Raw genomic sequence first — 14,723 nt, forward strand, 5'->3', positions numbered from 1 at the left:
CTTCTTTTCAGATGGCGAAAATCACGGCGTTATGTTGCGATATATAAAATAAAACCTCTTTTTATATTGCGATAGATTTGCAAGATATCAACTAATTTTTATCTTGTCCTTTTGCTTAAACGCAAAACCCTTTGAAATATTTAGGATATTTTATATACCTACACAAACCATGCAATTGTATGTTTTAACAGTTGTAAACAAAATCTTCCATCTGCATGACGAAAAGCCCACACTCTACCTGATAAAAAACGATGCGCAACAACTTATTTTTTGAAGGAGCACAATAAATGAAAACTAAAACCATGCCTGTTAAGCAAGATCAGTTGCTGAAAAAAGTAAATTAAATCATTAAGAAACACGAAAATTTTATACAAGGCATGTACGCAGAAAACGTACAACAAAGAGGACGGAGTATCATCCCTGGATGGTTAATAAATTATCAATAAATATGCGGGCAATAAAGGATATATAAATCTCTTCTATTTACCCGCATAATATCTGCAATAGTTTTAGGTAACTGATTTTTCCGTTACAACAAAGGTTTTTCTCCCCTTTGCCACCAACGCATAAATAATTTATCAACGTTTTCCATCGCACTCCCCATAAAACGGTCTATGGCACGTTTGCGGCGATAATAATTGACGCCGATTACTTCACTGTGTTCAATTTTTTCAATCAGAAAATCATCACTGACACCCACATCATCAATCAACCCATTTTCTTTTGCTTGTGTACCGTACCAATACTCACCAGTAGCTACGTTTTCCACATCCAAAGACGGACGATATTGATGGATAAATGATTTAAATAACTTATGCGTTTCGTTCAAATCTTCCTGAAATTTCTTGCGTCCCTGTTCAGTATTTTCGCCCAAAACAGTCAGGGTACGTTTATATTCACCAGCAGTATGCAATTCAACATCAATATCATTTTTCTTCAATAACCTATGAATATTTGGTAATTGAGCCACTACGCCAATGGAACCGATAACAGCAAACGGTGCAGCAATAATGCGATCAGCCACACAAGCCATCATGTATCCACCACTTGCAGCTACTTTATCCACGGCAATTGTCAGACGTATCCCTTTCTGCCGTAAACGAACCAATTGAGAGGCTGCCAGTCCATATCCATGAACCACACCACCAGGACTTTCCAGTCGCAACAAAACTTCATCTTTTTTGTCGGCTACGGCCAGTATTGCACTGACCTCTTCGCGGAGTGACTCCACTTCACGGGCATCCATACTACCTTTAAAGTCCAAAACATAAAGATTTGGCTTCTGTATGCCTTTATGACCCGTTTTGGCTTCCGCTTTTTGCTGTTTAGCGTCACTTTTTTGCTGTTTTTTAAATGTTTTTTGCCAAATTTTTTGTTCTGCTTCACTCATTCGAGCCTGCTGCATCTGGCGCTGTCTTTCCTTATATGACTTACCAAGATTAGTCAGCTTCAATTCCCCTTTGTGCATTGTTTTACGTACACCTAATCCGATACAAACGACCGCCAGAATGACGATTGCTAAGACCACCGTGAGCACTTTGGCTAAAAACAATCCGTATAGAGACAAATATTCCACAGCTCCACCTTTATTAATTGATGAACAATATGTTTGTTTCATTCTAACTAAAAACCGGATGCCTTGCTCTAACAGTTTGTTCAATCTGGCTTCAACTGGAATTCTACTTTTTGCTAATTTTTTGCCTGCTAGTGCAAATTTGACGGGAACCATCCTAAAATGGCAAATCATAAATTCACAAGTAATACAGGAAGATTGTCCGATGTTTGATTACCAACCCAATAGTCATCTGCTGCAAAAAAAAATTATTCTGGTAACCGGTGCTGGCGATGGCATTGGACGCGAAGCCGCACTGACCTATGCCCGTCACGGTGCACAGGTTATTTTACTGGGACGAACTACCACGAAACTGGAAGCAGTCAGGCAACAAATTACAAACGATGGTGGGTTCCCTGCTGACATTTATACGATGGATCTGCTGACTGTGACTGCTGAAGAATGCCAAACTTTCGCCAACTATCTGGCCCGGCATTATTCACATTTGGATGGAGTCTTGCACAACGCTGGGCTTCTTGGTGCTGTTTCCCCTATCGTAGAACAGCCTGTTCAACTTTGGCATGACGTGATACAAGTGAATGTCAACGCTACTTTTATGCTGACTCAGGCATTGATCCCTCTATTATTAAAAGCCACTAGCGCTTCTTTGGTGTTCACCAGCTCCAGTGTCGGCCGTGAAGGCAGAAGTGGTTGGGGAGCATATGCTGTTTCCAAATTTGCTACAGAAGGCCTAATGCAAGTTTTGGCACAAGAATATCGGGATACTTCCCTGCGTATTAACTGCATTAATCCCGGCGGAACAAGCACCAGCATGCGAGCAAGTGCTTTTCCTGATGAAAATCCCGCTAAGTTAAAAACACCAGCGGATATTATGCCCGTCTATCTTTATGTCATGGGAGATGACAGCCGAAATGATTCCGGCATCAGTTTTGATGCTCAACCCGGACGCAAAGCGGGACCTGCCGAATAATGACCAGAGATAACAGCCAATACCAGAAAAGGCAACAGCGCCTGAAAGAAAAAATCGATGCCCGTATTGAAGCAGCACAACAAGAACGGGGGATTGTTATTGTGTTCACTGGAAATGGTAAAGGAAAAACTACCGCTGCATTTGGCACAGCTATTCGTGCAATCGGGCATGGACAACGTACTGGTGTTATCCAATTCATCAAAGGGACATGGGAAAGCGGTGAAAGGAACTTGCTGATACAGCAAGGTGTTGAATTTCATGTGATGGCAACAGGTTTCACATGGGAGACTCAAAATCGTGAATCAGACACAGCAGCCTGCCAAACGGCCTGGAAACAGGCTGCGGCAATGTTATCTGATCCTTCATTGCACCTTGTAGTGCTGGATGAATTAACCTATATGATTAGTTATGGTTACTTAGAACTCACCGATGTTCTGACTGCCCTTAAACAGCGCCCTGCTCATCAAAGTGTGATTATCACTGGCAGAGGATGCCATCGAGAATTACTGGAATATGCCGATACGATTACGGAAATGCGTCCGGCAAAACATGCGTTTAATGCCGGAATCAAGGCACAGAAAGGCATTGACTGGTAAATGAATCCGCTGTTTCAACACGTTAGATAAATGTTGATGGCTGAAACAGCGGCTTAAGTGTATTAACGACCTTTAGATGTCGTCTTTTTTCCTGCATTCTGACGAGAACTGCTTGCAGGACGCTTCCCCGCTGGACGGGATGCAACCTGAGTATGTCGTCTTACAGCACGGCGGATCTGATTAGCCTTAACGCGGCGTTGATCTCGTCCAACAGCGACTTTAGTCACAATCTCTTCATCCAACTCAACCAACTGACGTAAATAGTTAGTCTGTTCCAATCCCAACTCAGCCCAGCCACCACGCGGCAAACCTTTCGGCAGATCAATATCACCATAACGTACACGGATCAGGCGGCTGACCTGAACACCAACCGCTTCCCATAAACGTCTGACTTCACGATTACGACCTTCTGTCAGAGTGACGTTGTACCATTGATTAATACCTTCTCCACCTTTAAACGCAATGGTCTTAAACGAGGCAGGGCCATCTTCCAATTGCACACCTTGTGTCAATTGACGAAGTTTTGCGTTATCGACTTCACCGAACACACGAACTGCATATTCACGCTCAACTTCGCGGCTTGGGTGCATTAGACGGTTAGCTAATTCCCCATCAGTAGTAAACAGCAACAACCCACTGGTATTGATATCCAAACGCCCTACCGCAATCCAGCGTGCGCCTTGCATTTTTGGCAGACGATCAAACACAGTCGGACGGCCTTCAGGATCATGGCGGGTACATAATTCACCTTCCGGTTTGTAATAAGCCAAAACACGACAGACTGTTTTCTGTGGCTCTTTGATATTTAAGATCCGTCCATCCAGACGAATTTTTATTGCGGAATTAACTTCGATTCGATCACCCAACGTTGCGATCTTACCATCAACGCTAATACGCCCTTGTTGGATATATCCCTCGATTTCACGACGGGAACCATGACCAGAACGCGCGAGAACTTTTTGTAACTTTTCTGTTTTATCGCTCATTGAGCAACCTCTATTGTCGCCTTCACAGGCGTCGTAATACTAAATAAAAATTGAATCGTATACTTTATAGAAATCGTACACTTTATAAAAAAGGCGTTACATCACCTTCGCCTTCACGAAGAATTACTGGTGAATCCCCAGTTAAATCTACTACCGTCGTCGGTTGCTGCCCAAGATAACCACCGTGAATGATTAAATCAACTTGTTTGCCCAAAGTATCCTTAATCTCTTCAGGATCAGATTCGGCAAAATCATTGCCGGGCAAAATTAAGCTACATGACATCAGTGGCTCACGCATATCTTCCAGCAGTGCCAACGCAATAGGATTTGAAGGAACACGCAAGCCAATGGTTTTGCGTTTTTCGTTCATCAAACGACGCGGTACTTCTTTTGTCGCCTGTAAAATAAAAGTGTAATTGCCTGGCGTGTTATTTTTGATCAACCTGAACGCCTGATTATCTACATGAGCATAAGTGGCAATTTCAGACAAATCACGACACATCAACGTAAAATTGTGGCGTCCTTCCAATTGGCGAATACGGCATATACGGGTCATAGCATCCTTATTTTCAAGGCAACAGCCAATGGCATAACCTGAATCAGTAGGATAGATGATAACTCCGCCTTTTTTCAGTACATCCACACTTTGGTCAATAAGACGAACTTGTGGATTGTCAGGGTGGATATAAAAAAACTGGCTCATAAATATAACCTCTATACTTCTATGCAGCCCCACGCCGTGACCAGTCGTGCCATATCGGTACAACATCACCGGGTAACCACAAATTGCGCCCAAGTTCTATCCATGAACAAGGTTGGTGAAAATCTGATCCTAATGATACTTTCAATCCATATTCTCTTGCCAGTTGACCAAGTTGTTGTCTTTCATTAGGGGCTTGCTGGCACTGTGCAACTTCCATTGCATCACCACCATGTTGTTTAAACCAATCTATTAACCGTTTTAGCCATTTCGTCGACAAATTATACCTACCGGGATGGGCAATCACAGCCTGTCCCCCTGCCTGATGAATGGTTTCAATAGCCTGCTCGATTGTACACCATTGCGGTGGGACATAACCGATTTTGCCCTTTACCAAATATTTTTTGAACACTTTCGGGATAGTCGGTACAACTCCCGTTTCTACCAAATAACGGGCAAAATGACCGCGAGTGACTTGTCCACCATTGGCTAATCTAGATGCACCTTCCCAAGCATCGGTAATGCCTGCTTTGGCCAACCGTTGCCCCATTTCAATACCACGCTGTTGCCTTAAATCAACCTGATTTGCTAAAAACGTCCTTAAAAAAATAGAGCTGATATCAATATCTAAGCCTACGATATGAATTTCCAGATTTTGCCATAGTGTCGAAATTTCAACGCCGGATATCAACGTTAATGGCAAATTATTTTGCTGAATATGATTTAAAGCTGACGGAATACCCCCCGTCGTATCATGATCGGTGATTGCCAGTACATCAATGCCCATGGCAATGGCTCTGTCCACGAGCTGCTCAGGTGATAAAACGCCATCTGAAGCGGTCGTATGGCTATGCAGATCATAGCGTTTTGTTGTTTCACTGGCGGCTTCAGTCATTGTTTTTTACCTGTTTTTCGGATGGGAAAAAGGCACTATCGATTAAGTAATATGAAGCGCTATCAGGCGCAGAGCGGTAATGATAACACAAGAGTAAAAAAAATCATTGACAAGCAAACCGCGAACCAGTTTACTAGTACGTGGGTTAACTAAAAAAACCTTTATCAAAAATCTATTGAACCGATGAGGCACCCGAAATGAGCGTATTTATGCAAACTAAGCAATCAAAGCGTTGGTGGCACAACTTCCCAGTCAGGGCGGTTGGCTCACGCACATAAATTAAGAATAGATACGCAAGTGCCAAAACCCGCCCTCAAGAGGCGGGTTTTTTTATAGCTATTTTCTTATAACGCAAGTTCTTATGAATAAAGATTAGAAACGGGGTATGAAGATGACTGGCAAAGAATTTAGTATTTCTATAAATCAGGTGGATACGCTCTACCAGACAGATCCAACACTGCTTTTTCATCAACTTTGTAGTAATCGCCCGGCAACGTTATTGCTGGATTCTGCTGAAATTCACAGTAAAAAGAATCTCAAAAGCATCCTGATCATTGATAGCGCTATGCGCATTACAGCCAATGGGCGGCAGGTTACTTTTGAAGCACTCACTGAAAATGGCCAAAACCTGATCCCGATACTCGCGAATTTACTTGCAGACAAAGCCCAATTAAACGCAGAGCCGAAGGTTATGCGAGCACGGTTTCCTGCTATTGAGCACAATCTGGACGAAGATAGCCGGCTAAAATCCGATTCAGTTTTTGACGCATTGCGTGCCCTGGCAGCATTAGCATCCTTCTCAGAATCTCCCGATGCCATTTTTGTTGGTGGATTGTTTGCTTATGATTTAGTAGCTGGATTTGAACCATTGCCTACAGTAAAAAATCACCAACGCTGCCCTGATTTCTGTTTTTATCTCGCAGAAACGTTATTAGTGATCGATCATCAGGATAAACATTCACGTCTGCAAACTTCATTGTTTGGCGAATCCGAGTCAGAAAGAAAACGCCTTAAAGAACGTTTAGCAACCTTAGTTGCAGCTATTTCAGCCCCACTTCAGCCACTCTTACCTGTCACACTGCCTGATATTACTGTTGGCTGCAATCAAAGTGATGAACAATACGCAAATATCGTACGCCAGCTACAGCAATTTATCCGTCAAGGGGATATTTTTCAGGTAGTTCCATCACGTCGTTTCACCTTGCCATGCCCTTCTCCGCTGAACGCTTATCACGTGTTGAAAAAACAAAACCCAAGCCCTTATATGTTTTTTATGCAAGATCAGGATTTTTGCCTGTTTGGTGCTTCACCAGAAAGTGCTCTTAAATATGATGCCAGCAACCGCCAGATCGAAATTTATCCGATAGCCGGTACTCGACCACGCGGACGCGATAACAACGGGAAATTGGACGCTGATCTCGATAGCCGAATTGAGCTGGAAATGCGCACGGATGCTAAAGAAATGTCTGAGCATGTGATGTTAGTTGATTTAGCCCGCAACGATTTAGCCCGTATCTGCGAACCAGGCAGTCGATATGTCGCCGATTTAACCAAAGTCGATCGCTATTCATTTGTTATGCATCTGGTTTCCCGTGTTGTCGGTACACTCCGGCATGATTTAGATGTCTTCCATGCCTATCAAGCCAGTATGAATATGGGCACATTGACGGGAGCCCCTAAAGTTCGGGCGATGCAACTCATCGCAGAATATGAAGGAGAACGGCGTGGCAGTTATGGCGGAGCCGTCGGTTACTTCACTGGCAAAGGGGATTTTGATACCTGCATAGTAATCCGTTCTGCCTATGTGGAAAACGATCAGGCTACCATTCAAGTTGGAGTAGGTGTGGTGCTGGACTCTATTCCCCAGTCAGAAGTAGATGAAGCTCACAGTAAAGCCAGAGCCGTTATTCGTGCAATTGCACAAGCACATCATATGGAGGTGGCATTCTGATGGCTAATATTCTTTTACTCGATAATGTAGATTCCTTCACATATAACCTTGTGGATCAACTGCGTACTCATGGTCACCATGTCGTTATTTATCGCAATACCGTGTCAATAGACATCATTATTGCCAAACTTAATGAGATGGAATCTCCTCTTTTAATGTTATCCCCCGGCCCAGGGAAACCCTCACAGGCAGGCTGTATGCCTGAATTGATCAAGCAAGTGACAGGCCAGATCCCGATAATCGGAATTTGTCTTGGACATCAGGCGATTATTGAAGCTTACGGAGGAAAAGTCTCTGCTGCTCAGGAAATTCTGCATGGCAAGGCAACAGCCGCTATTCATGATGGGAAAAATATGTTTTCCGGTCTACCAAATCCTTTGTCTGTTGCTCGTTACCATTCTCTGGCCGCTGTGCACGCTCCGACAGAGCTGATTGTCTCTGCTTCATGCGGTGATATTGTGATGGCTGTACGCCATGATGAGCACAAAGTTTGTGGTTTTCAGTTCCATCCCGAATCTATTTTGACTACACGAGGTGCCAAACTGCTTGAACAAACTCTCACTTGGGCATTGAGCTAACAATTTAAAGGTAGTGAGTTTAAAGGTATCGAATTAAAGGCACTAAACTTGAAGGGATGGGAAAATGCAGTTGATTTTTGAAAAATTATTCAGTGCTCAGGTACTGACACAGCAAGAAAGCCAGCAGCTATTCACTGCCATTATTCATGGTGAGCTAAGCGATACACAACTGGCTGCGATATTAATTAGCCTGAAGCTGCGTGGCGAGCAGCCACAAGAAATTGCGGGCGCGGCCCAGGCATTCCTGGCAAACGCGGCCCCCTTTCCTCGCCCTGATTACACGTTTTGTGATATCGTCGGCACCGGTGGAGATGGTTCCAATAGCATCAATATTTCAACAGCCAGCGCCTTTATTGCTGCTGCCTGTGGCCTTAAGGTGGCAAAACATGGAAATCGCAGTATTTCCAGTCGGTCTGGATCATCTGATTTATTAACTGCATTCGGCATTGCATTGGATGCCCAGGCTGAAGAATCACGCAGTGCCTTGGATGAGATTGGTGTCTGCTTCCTGTTCGCACCGCAATATCACAGTGGATTCCGTCATGCGGTGCAAGTTCGCCAACAACTAAAAACCCGGACATTGTTTAATGTACTTGGTCCGTTAATCAATCCGGCTCGTCCTCCTGTTTCTCTTATTGGAGTCTATTGCCCTGAATTAGTTGAACCCATAGCCCATACTTTACACTCTTTGGGTTATCAACGCGCCGCCGTTGTACACAGCGGAGGAATGGACGAAGTTGCCTTACACGCACCAACCTATGTTGCAGAACTTAATCACGGTGAAATTAGCCAATATCAGTTAACAGCAACAGATTTTGGTTTGCCAAGCCATCCCATATCTTCACTGAAAGGTGGATCACCTGAAGAAAACCGCAACATGCTGGCAATGTTATTGCAAGGTCGCGGAAGCAAAGCCCATGCTCATGCCGTCGCAGCCAATGTAGCTCTGTTAATGAAAATCCACGGGCAAGAAGATCTACGGGAAAATACTCAATTGGCACTCAACACTATTTACAGCGGTCAAGCTTATGAAAAAGTAACAGCATTGGCAGCAAGGACCAGATCATGAAAACCAGCGTATTACAGAAAATTGTTGATGATAAAGCGGCATATCTGATTACTCGTAAGGCAGAACAACCGCTGGAGAATTTTATTGATGCTATCGTTCCAAGTCACCGTCGGTTTTATCAGGCGTTGACCCATCAGCAAACTGTTTTTATTTTAGAATGCAAAAAGGCATCCCCTTCAAAGGGATTGATTCGTGAAGATTTCGATCCCGTTCATATTGCTAAAACTTATCAACCTTATGCTGCTGCAATCTCTGTCTTGACAGATGAAAAATACTTTCAAGGCAGTTATGATTTTCTCGCAATGGTCAGTTCTGCTGTACATCAACCTGTTTTGTGTAAAGATTTTATTATTGATGCCTATCAGGTTTACCTCGCCCGTTATTATCAAGCTGATGCCATTTTACTGATGCTTTCTGTTCTTGATGATGATACGTATCGTAAATTGTCTGCATTGGCACACAGTCTTGATATGGGTGTACTGACCGAAGTCAGTAATGAGGATGAGCGGCAACGGGCAATTAAATTGGGAGCAAAAGTTATTGGTATCAATAATCGGGATCTCCGTGATTTATCCATTGATTTAGAAAGAACCCGTAAACTGTCTGTTGGTTTACCCGAAGACACTATTGTCATCAGCGAATCCGGTATCCACCAGCATCGACAGGTGCGGGAATTAAGTCAATTTGCCGATGGTTTTCTTATAGGTAGTTCTTTAATGGCACAAAAAAATTTAGATCTGGCTTTACGCCGCCTGATCTTGGGTGATAACAAAGTTTGTGGCCTGACTCGCCCACAAGATGCTAAAGCCGCATTGCAAATGGGTGCCGTTTACGGTGGTTTAATTTTTGCCGAAAAATCACCGCGCAAAATCAGCCTGAAAAAAGCTCAACAAATTATCAATGAAGCCTCTCTTCTATATGTTGGCGTGTTTCAAAATCAACCCATTGATTTTGTCAGTAATATCGCCCGTAAGCTTTCGCTCACCGCAGTTCAACTGCACGGAAGTGAAGATGAAAACTACATTAACTCCCTACGCGCGGTACTACCTGAACATTGTGAAATTTGGAAAGCCATTAATATGTCTAATGCTGTAGAAGTTTCCACAATACCTCATGTTGATCACTTATTGTTGGATAACGGAGCAGGAGGCACAGGAAAACCATTTGACTGGCAGTTAATCACCCCACTAATTCAGCATAACAGTTTTCTGGCTGGTGGCCTGAGCGCTGAAAACTGCCAACTGGCAGCAACATTTGGCTGTTATGGACTGGATTTTAACTCAGGAGTTGAAGTGTCTCCGGGTATCAAAAGCAGCCAGAAAATCAAACAGGTGTTTCAACAATTGCGCTGTTATCACTAATTTTTCAGATAAAAATGGATGAGTAGAACAATGAGTAAATTGAATCCTTATTTTGGCGACTTTGGTGGGCAATTTGTGCCACAAATTTTGATCCCTGCACTTAACCAATTAGAAGAAGCCTTTATTGGCGCACAGAAAGATCCTGAATTTCAGCATACATTTCAGGATCTCTTGAAGAACTATGCAGGCAGACCTACTGCCTTAACCCTGTGTCAAAACCTGACTAAAGGGACAAAAACACGTTTGTACCTGAAACGTGAAGATTTGCTCCACGGTGGTGCTCATAAAACCAATCAGGTTTTAGGACAAGCATTATTGGCAAAACGCATGGGAAAGAATGAAATCATTGCTGAAACAGGCGCTGGTCAACATGGCGTCGCAACCGCGCTGGCTTGTGCACTCTTGGGGCTAAAGTGCCGTATTTATATGGGAGCAAAAGATATTGAACGCCAATCGCCCAATGTTTTTCGCATGCGCTTGATGGGTGCAGAAGTGATCCCTGTCCACAGCGGCTCGGCAACTTTGAAGGATGCTTGTAACGAAGCAATGCGTGACTGGTCAGGTTACTATGAGAAAGCCCATTATCTATTAGGCACCGCTGCTGGCCCTCACCCATATCCCACAATGGTACGAGAATTTCAACGTATGATTGGCGAAGAAGCCAAAGCTCAAATCCTGGAAAAAGAAGGCCGTTTACCTGATGCCGTCATTGCCTGCATTGGTGGTGGTTCAAATGCCATCGGTTTGTTTGCTGAATTCATTCCAGAAAATGATGTCCGCTTGATCGGTGTTGAGCCTGCGGGACATGGTATTGAAACTGGAGAGCATGGTGCCCCATTGAAACACGGAAAATTGGGAATTTACTTTGGCATGAAAGCGCCAATTATGCAGACAGAAGACGGGCAAATTGAAGAATCTTATTCCATTTCGGCGGGTTTAGATTTTCCTTCCGTTGGTCCGCAACATGCCTATTTAAACAGTATCGGCAGAGCCGATTATGTTTCAATTACTGATGATGAAGCGCTGGATGCCTTCCAGAAACTCTCACGCAATGAAGGTATTATTCCTGCACTGGAATCCTCTCATGCTTTGGCTTATGCCTTGAAAATGATTCATGAGTCTCCAGACAAGGAACAATTATTAATTGTCAATTTATCTGGCCGTGGTGACAAAGACATATTTACCGTTCACGATATTTTAAAATCCAGGGGGGAAATTTGATGGAACGTTACGAACAACTTTTTAAGAAGCTGCAAAACAAAAAACAAGGTGCTTTTGTTCCTTTTGTCACCCTCGGCGATCCTAATCCCGAATTGTCGTTGGATATTATTGATACCTTAATTTCAGGTGGTGCTGATGCACTTGAATTGGGTATTCCGTTCTCAGACCCTCTTGCTGACGGCCCAACTATCCAAAATGCCAATCTGCGGGCGTTATCATCCAGGGTCACTCCCACATTATGTTTTGACCTGCTGGCTAAAATTCGGGCTGAACACCCTGATATCCCCATTGGCCTGTTAGTTTACGCCAATCTCGTCTTTCACAATGGCATTGATGAGTTTTATCATCGCTGCAAAAGCGCTGGTGTTGACTCCGTACTTGTGGCTGATGTGCCATTATCTGAGTCATCGCCTTTCCGTTCAGCCGCTATAAAACATGATATTGCCCCGATCTTCATTTGTCCCCCTAATGCAGATAATGATTTACTGCGTGCAGTTGCCTCATTTGGGCGGGGATATACCTATCTGCTATCAAGAGCGGGAGTAACTGGTAGTGAAAATCGCGCTCAACAGCCACTTAATCATATTATTAACAAGCTAAAAGAATATCATGCAGTCCCTGCTCTGCAAGGTTTTGGCATTTCAGAACCAGAACAGGTTATAAGCGCTCTCAATGGCGGTGCGGCGGGTGCAATTTCAGGTTCAGCCATCGTTAAAATCATTGAAGATAACTTGCATCAACCTAAAATCATGCTGGAAAAATTAATGAATTTTGTTCGCGCCATGAAAAACGCCACACAATTATAAGCACGCCATCAAAAAATGGGGCAATTACGCCCCATTGGTTCTCTCTTATGTCAAAGTCAAATACACGTAGCTTTAGTTAGAAACTATAACCAACCCCGAACATAAAGACCCACGGATCAAGGCGGGTTTTATATTTTTGATCTGCATCGCCAACTTTGAATTTCACATCAGTTTCAATATTCATCCACCAAAGCGAAGTATTCAGCATCCAATTTTTGTTCAGTTGATAATCCAGACCAACCTGCCCAGCGATACCCCAAGAATCTTTCAGATCCAGGCTATTTAATTTAGCGCCCTTTACAGTTTCATTATTAGTAAATTTTTCGCTAAAGAATGTAGTGTAGTTAACACCAATTCCAACATAAGGACGAAATTCATTTTCTGAAGAGCCAAAATAATATTGTGCCATTAGCGTTGGTGGTAAATGTTTAACTTCAGCGATTTCACCTGCTTTCGGTAAACTGACTTTATGCTGAAATGGTGTTGCTGCCAATAATTCGATACCAATATTATCAGTAATCATGTAACCAAAAGTTAAACCCAACTGAGTATTATTATTGACACCAAAAGATCCCAATCCTAATACATTATCGGAACCCGCATGCGGCCTTACCGTTGCTGTACCTGTACGAAACAGGAAATCACCTGCTTCATGGGCAAAAGTCAATGACGGGGCTAACGTAGCAGCAGCCAATACAAGCGCAGAAATCTTCTTCATTATCCATCCCATTTATGTGGTTTTAAAACAGTCCGAAATATACCCGTTTGTTTACTATTGTGATCTAAGACAGATCACATCTTTTAAATATTTTTAGCGAAGTAAGGTATTTACCGCTTTATTATTTCATTTACTGGATATTTTAAATTGATCCAAATCAAAATTTTCTGTGTATTAATTTTAATGCCATCCATGATTTATATATTGAAGTCAATTTTTGAATGAATAACAATAAATAATAATAGAAATTATATATTAAAAAACTTTATTTAATATTCCAACTCCTCATCAACTTATTAACACAAAGTTAATGAATTGATCATTTATATAAAATCTACACTGAGGAAATTTGGCAAAAAAGAATTCTTACCCCTACCAGCCTCAAGATACAGGATCAAGCACTGGAGTAAATCTTAGGTATCCAATAATCCCCCTAACAAGGTACAATTGTGTCCTAGTGTTGTTTATTTGATAGGAGCCACTTTCATGCCCATCACGGCAAATACCCTGTATCGTGACAGCATCAACTTTTTAAAGAACCAATGGTTGAATATTGTCATCCTCTCTGTCTTGGCCGCGTTGGTGACAACACTGCTGGGGCATTTACTCATGCCGAATGATGAACAGATCAATTTATTAGCCGAGTTGCAAAATATAGTCAGAGAGTCCGGCAATACAGGGATCCAACGTTTCGTGATGCAATTAACGCCAGACGAACAGTTCATGTTAATGCGCACAATGTTCGGAGTTTTATTTACCCACATATTTGGTAGTACCTTATTAACGACCAGTATGCTGGTACTGATCAGTGCTGTCTCTAGCGGTCAGCAAACTAATGCCATTCATGCCAGTACATTATCAATAACACAACTACCTAAGATGTTCTTGCTAATGTTTATTTGTACCCTGTTGGTCCAAATCGGCTACGCTTTAATGATCCTGCCAGGAATACTGTTCTCTATTGCATTCTCACTGGCTCCTATTTTTTTGTTTGAAAAAGGCAAAAATGTTTTTGCAGCCATGCAAAATAGTTGGAAGTTGGCATTTGGTCATATGCGGTTGTTGATCCCAGCAATACTGTTATGGCTTGTTGCCAAACTAATCCTAGCCCTTTTACTGACAAAAATGCCCGATATGTTGCTATCGGTGCTGGATAATTTCTTATCATCCCTGTTGCTGATTTACCTATTCCGTTTGTATATGTTAATCAAACCACAAAGTAAAACCATAAACGGTATCTAATAATCACTGAATAATAAGCACCTAAAATAGTTCACCTCACAGCAATGCAGTGAGGTG

General features: G+C 42.7%; 14 protein-coding genes and 1 other annotated feature. Of the genes, 9 read left to right on the forward strand and 5 right to left on the reverse strand.

Going from position 1 to position 14,723, the window contains the following annotated elements; genetic code table 11:
• Positions 1–529: 529 nt before the first annotated feature.
• On the reverse strand, positions 530–1,576 hold the full coding sequence (gene sohB / locus ACE1SE_RS09455; RefSeq protein WP_374050679.1) for a protease SohB: 1,047 nt from the start codon (positions 1,574–1,576) through the stop codon (positions 530–532).
• Between the two features lie 202 nt (positions 1,577–1,778).
• Between sohB and ACE1SE_RS09460 the strand changes: the two genes are divergently transcribed.
• Both ACE1SE_RS09460 and cobO read left to right on the forward strand, forming a co-directional pair.
• Positions 1,779–2,543 carry a YciK family oxidoreductase gene (locus ACE1SE_RS09460; RefSeq protein ID WP_374050680.1) on the forward strand — a complete coding sequence of 255 codons (765 nt, stop codon included), beginning with the start codon at positions 1,779–1,781 and terminating at the stop codon, positions 2,541–2,543.
• A complete protein-coding gene (gene cobO / locus ACE1SE_RS09465; protein ID WP_374050681.1) occupies positions 2,543–3,139 on the forward strand; it encodes a cob(I)yrinic acid a,c-diamide adenosyltransferase in 597 nt (198 codons plus the stop codon). Before ACE1SE_RS09460 ends, cobO begins: the two co-directional genes overlap by 1 nt.
• A gap of 62 nt (positions 3,140–3,201) precedes the next feature.
• Here cobO and rluB read toward each other — a convergent pair whose 3' ends face one another.
• The 3 genes from rluB to rnm all read right to left on the reverse strand — a co-directional run bounded on the left by rluB (position 3,202) and on the right by rnm (position 5,720).
• Entirely contained in the window at positions 3,202–4,125 is a 924-nt protein-coding gene (gene rluB / locus ACE1SE_RS09470) for a 23S rRNA pseudouridine(2605) synthase RluB (protein ID WP_374050682.1), read from the reverse strand.
• A gap of 82 nt (positions 4,126–4,207) precedes the next feature.
• On the reverse strand, positions 4,208–4,828 hold the full coding sequence (locus tag ACE1SE_RS09475; protein ID WP_374050683.1) for an L-threonylcarbamoyladenylate synthase: 621 nt from the start codon (positions 4,826–4,828) through the stop codon (positions 4,208–4,210).
• A gap of 19 nt (positions 4,829–4,847) precedes the next feature.
• Positions 4,848–5,720 (reverse strand): RNase RNM, encoded by an 873-nt coding sequence (rnm, locus tag ACE1SE_RS09480; protein ID WP_374050684.1) that lies wholly within the window; start codon positions 5,718–5,720, stop codon positions 4,848–4,850.
• 227 nt (positions 5,721–5,947) lie between these two features.
• Positions 5,948–6,054, forward strand: a sequence feature (Trp leader region).
• A gap of 57 nt (positions 6,055–6,111) precedes the next feature.
• Between rnm and ACE1SE_RS09485 the strand changes: the two genes are divergently transcribed.
• The 6 genes from ACE1SE_RS09485 (at position 6,112) to trpA (ending at position 12,706) form a co-directional block, all read left to right on the forward strand.
• On the forward strand, positions 6,112–7,671 hold the full coding sequence (locus ACE1SE_RS09485) for an anthranilate synthase component 1 (protein ID WP_374050685.1): 1,560 nt from the start codon (positions 6,112–6,114) through the stop codon (positions 7,669–7,671).
• Positions 7,671–8,249 (forward strand): glutamine amidotransferase-related protein, encoded by a 579-nt coding sequence (locus tag ACE1SE_RS09490; RefSeq protein WP_374050686.1) that lies wholly within the window; start codon positions 7,671–7,673, stop codon positions 8,247–8,249. Before ACE1SE_RS09485 ends, ACE1SE_RS09490 begins: the two co-directional genes overlap by 1 nt.
• A 64-nt stretch (positions 8,250–8,313) precedes the next feature.
• Entirely contained in the window at positions 8,314–9,318 is a 1,005-nt protein-coding gene (gene trpD, locus ACE1SE_RS09495; protein ID WP_374050687.1) for an anthranilate phosphoribosyltransferase, read from the forward strand.
• Entirely contained in the window at positions 9,315–10,679 is a 1,365-nt protein-coding gene (gene trpCF, locus ACE1SE_RS09500; protein WP_374050688.1) for a bifunctional indole-3-glycerol-phosphate synthase TrpC/phosphoribosylanthranilate isomerase TrpF, read from the forward strand. Before trpD ends, trpCF begins: the two co-directional genes overlap by 4 nt.
• Positions 10,680–10,709: 30 nt before the next feature.
• Positions 10,710–11,900, forward strand: a complete 1,191-nt coding sequence (gene trpB, locus ACE1SE_RS09505; protein ID WP_374050689.1) for a tryptophan synthase subunit beta — start codon at positions 10,710–10,712, stop codon at positions 11,898–11,900.
• Positions 11,900–12,706: a tryptophan synthase subunit alpha gene (gene trpA, locus ACE1SE_RS09510; protein ID WP_374050690.1), complete on the forward strand. Its 807-nt coding sequence runs from the start codon at positions 11,900–11,902 to the stop codon at positions 12,704–12,706. Before trpB ends, trpA begins: the two co-directional genes overlap by 1 nt.
• A 76-nt stretch (positions 12,707–12,782) precedes the next feature.
• Here the strand turns inward: trpA and ompW are convergent, their stop codons facing one another.
• A complete protein-coding gene (gene ompW / locus ACE1SE_RS09515) occupies positions 12,783–13,424 on the reverse strand; it encodes an outer membrane protein OmpW (RefSeq protein ID WP_374050691.1) in 642 nt (213 codons plus the stop codon).
• Between the two features lie 486 nt (positions 13,425–13,910).
• On the opposite strand from ompW, the gene ACE1SE_RS09520 reads away from it, so the two are divergent.
• The gene (locus ACE1SE_RS09520; protein WP_374050692.1) at positions 13,911–14,666 is read left to right on the forward strand and encodes a YciC family protein; all 756 of its coding nucleotides are present in this window, start codon (positions 13,911–13,913) and stop codon (positions 14,664–14,666) included.
• The last annotated feature ends 57 nt before the right edge of the window (positions 14,667–14,723 follow it).

It is taken from the genome of Xenorhabdus taiwanensis, assembly GCF_036512875.1.
GTDB classification, from domain to species: domain Bacteria; phylum Pseudomonadota; class Gammaproteobacteria; order Enterobacterales; family Enterobacteriaceae; genus Xenorhabdus; species Xenorhabdus taiwanensis.

Excerpts from the sequence above, each read along its gene's own strand:
- trpA (WP_374050690.1), top strand. The coding sequence starts at position 11,900 with ATGGAACGTTACGAACAACTTTTTAAGAAGCTGCAAAACAAAAAACAA.
- ompW (WP_374050691.1), bottom strand. The coding sequence starts at position 13,424 with ATGAAGAAGATTTCTGCGCTTGTATTGGCTGCTGCTACGTTAGCCCCG.
- trpB (WP_374050689.1), top strand. The coding sequence starts at position 10,710 with ATGAGTAAATTGAATCCTTATTTTGGCGACTTTGGTGGGCAATTTGTG.
- ACE1SE_RS09485 (WP_374050685.1), top strand. The coding sequence starts at position 6,112 with ATGACTGGCAAAGAATTTAGTATTTCTATAAATCAGGTGGATACGCTC.
- rluB (WP_374050682.1), bottom strand. The coding sequence starts at position 4,125 with ATGAGCGATAAAACAGAAAAGTTACAAAAAGTTCTCGCGCGTTCTGGT.
- ACE1SE_RS09460 (WP_374050680.1), top strand. The coding sequence starts at position 1,779 with ATGTTTGATTACCAACCCAATAGTCATCTGCTGCAAAAAAAAATTATT.
- ACE1SE_RS09490 (WP_374050686.1), top strand. The coding sequence starts at position 7,671 with ATGGCTAATATTCTTTTACTCGATAATGTAGATTCCTTCACATATAAC.
- ACE1SE_RS09520 (WP_374050692.1), top strand. The coding sequence starts at position 13,911 with ATGCCCATCACGGCAAATACCCTGTATCGTGACAGCATCAACTTTTTA.
- trpCF (WP_374050688.1), top strand. The coding sequence starts at position 9,315 with ATGAAAACCAGCGTATTACAGAAAATTGTTGATGATAAAGCGGCATAT.
- cobO (WP_374050681.1), top strand. The coding sequence starts at position 2,543 with ATGACCAGAGATAACAGCCAATACCAGAAAAGGCAACAGCGCCTGAAA.
- trpD (WP_374050687.1), top strand. The coding sequence starts at position 8,314 with ATGCAGTTGATTTTTGAAAAATTATTCAGTGCTCAGGTACTGACACAG.
- rnm (WP_374050684.1), bottom strand. The coding sequence starts at position 5,720 with ATGACTGAAGCCGCCAGTGAAACAACAAAACGCTATGATCTGCATAGC.
- ACE1SE_RS09475 (WP_374050683.1), bottom strand. The coding sequence starts at position 4,828 with ATGAGCCAGTTTTTTTATATCCACCCTGACAATCCACAAGTTCGTCTT.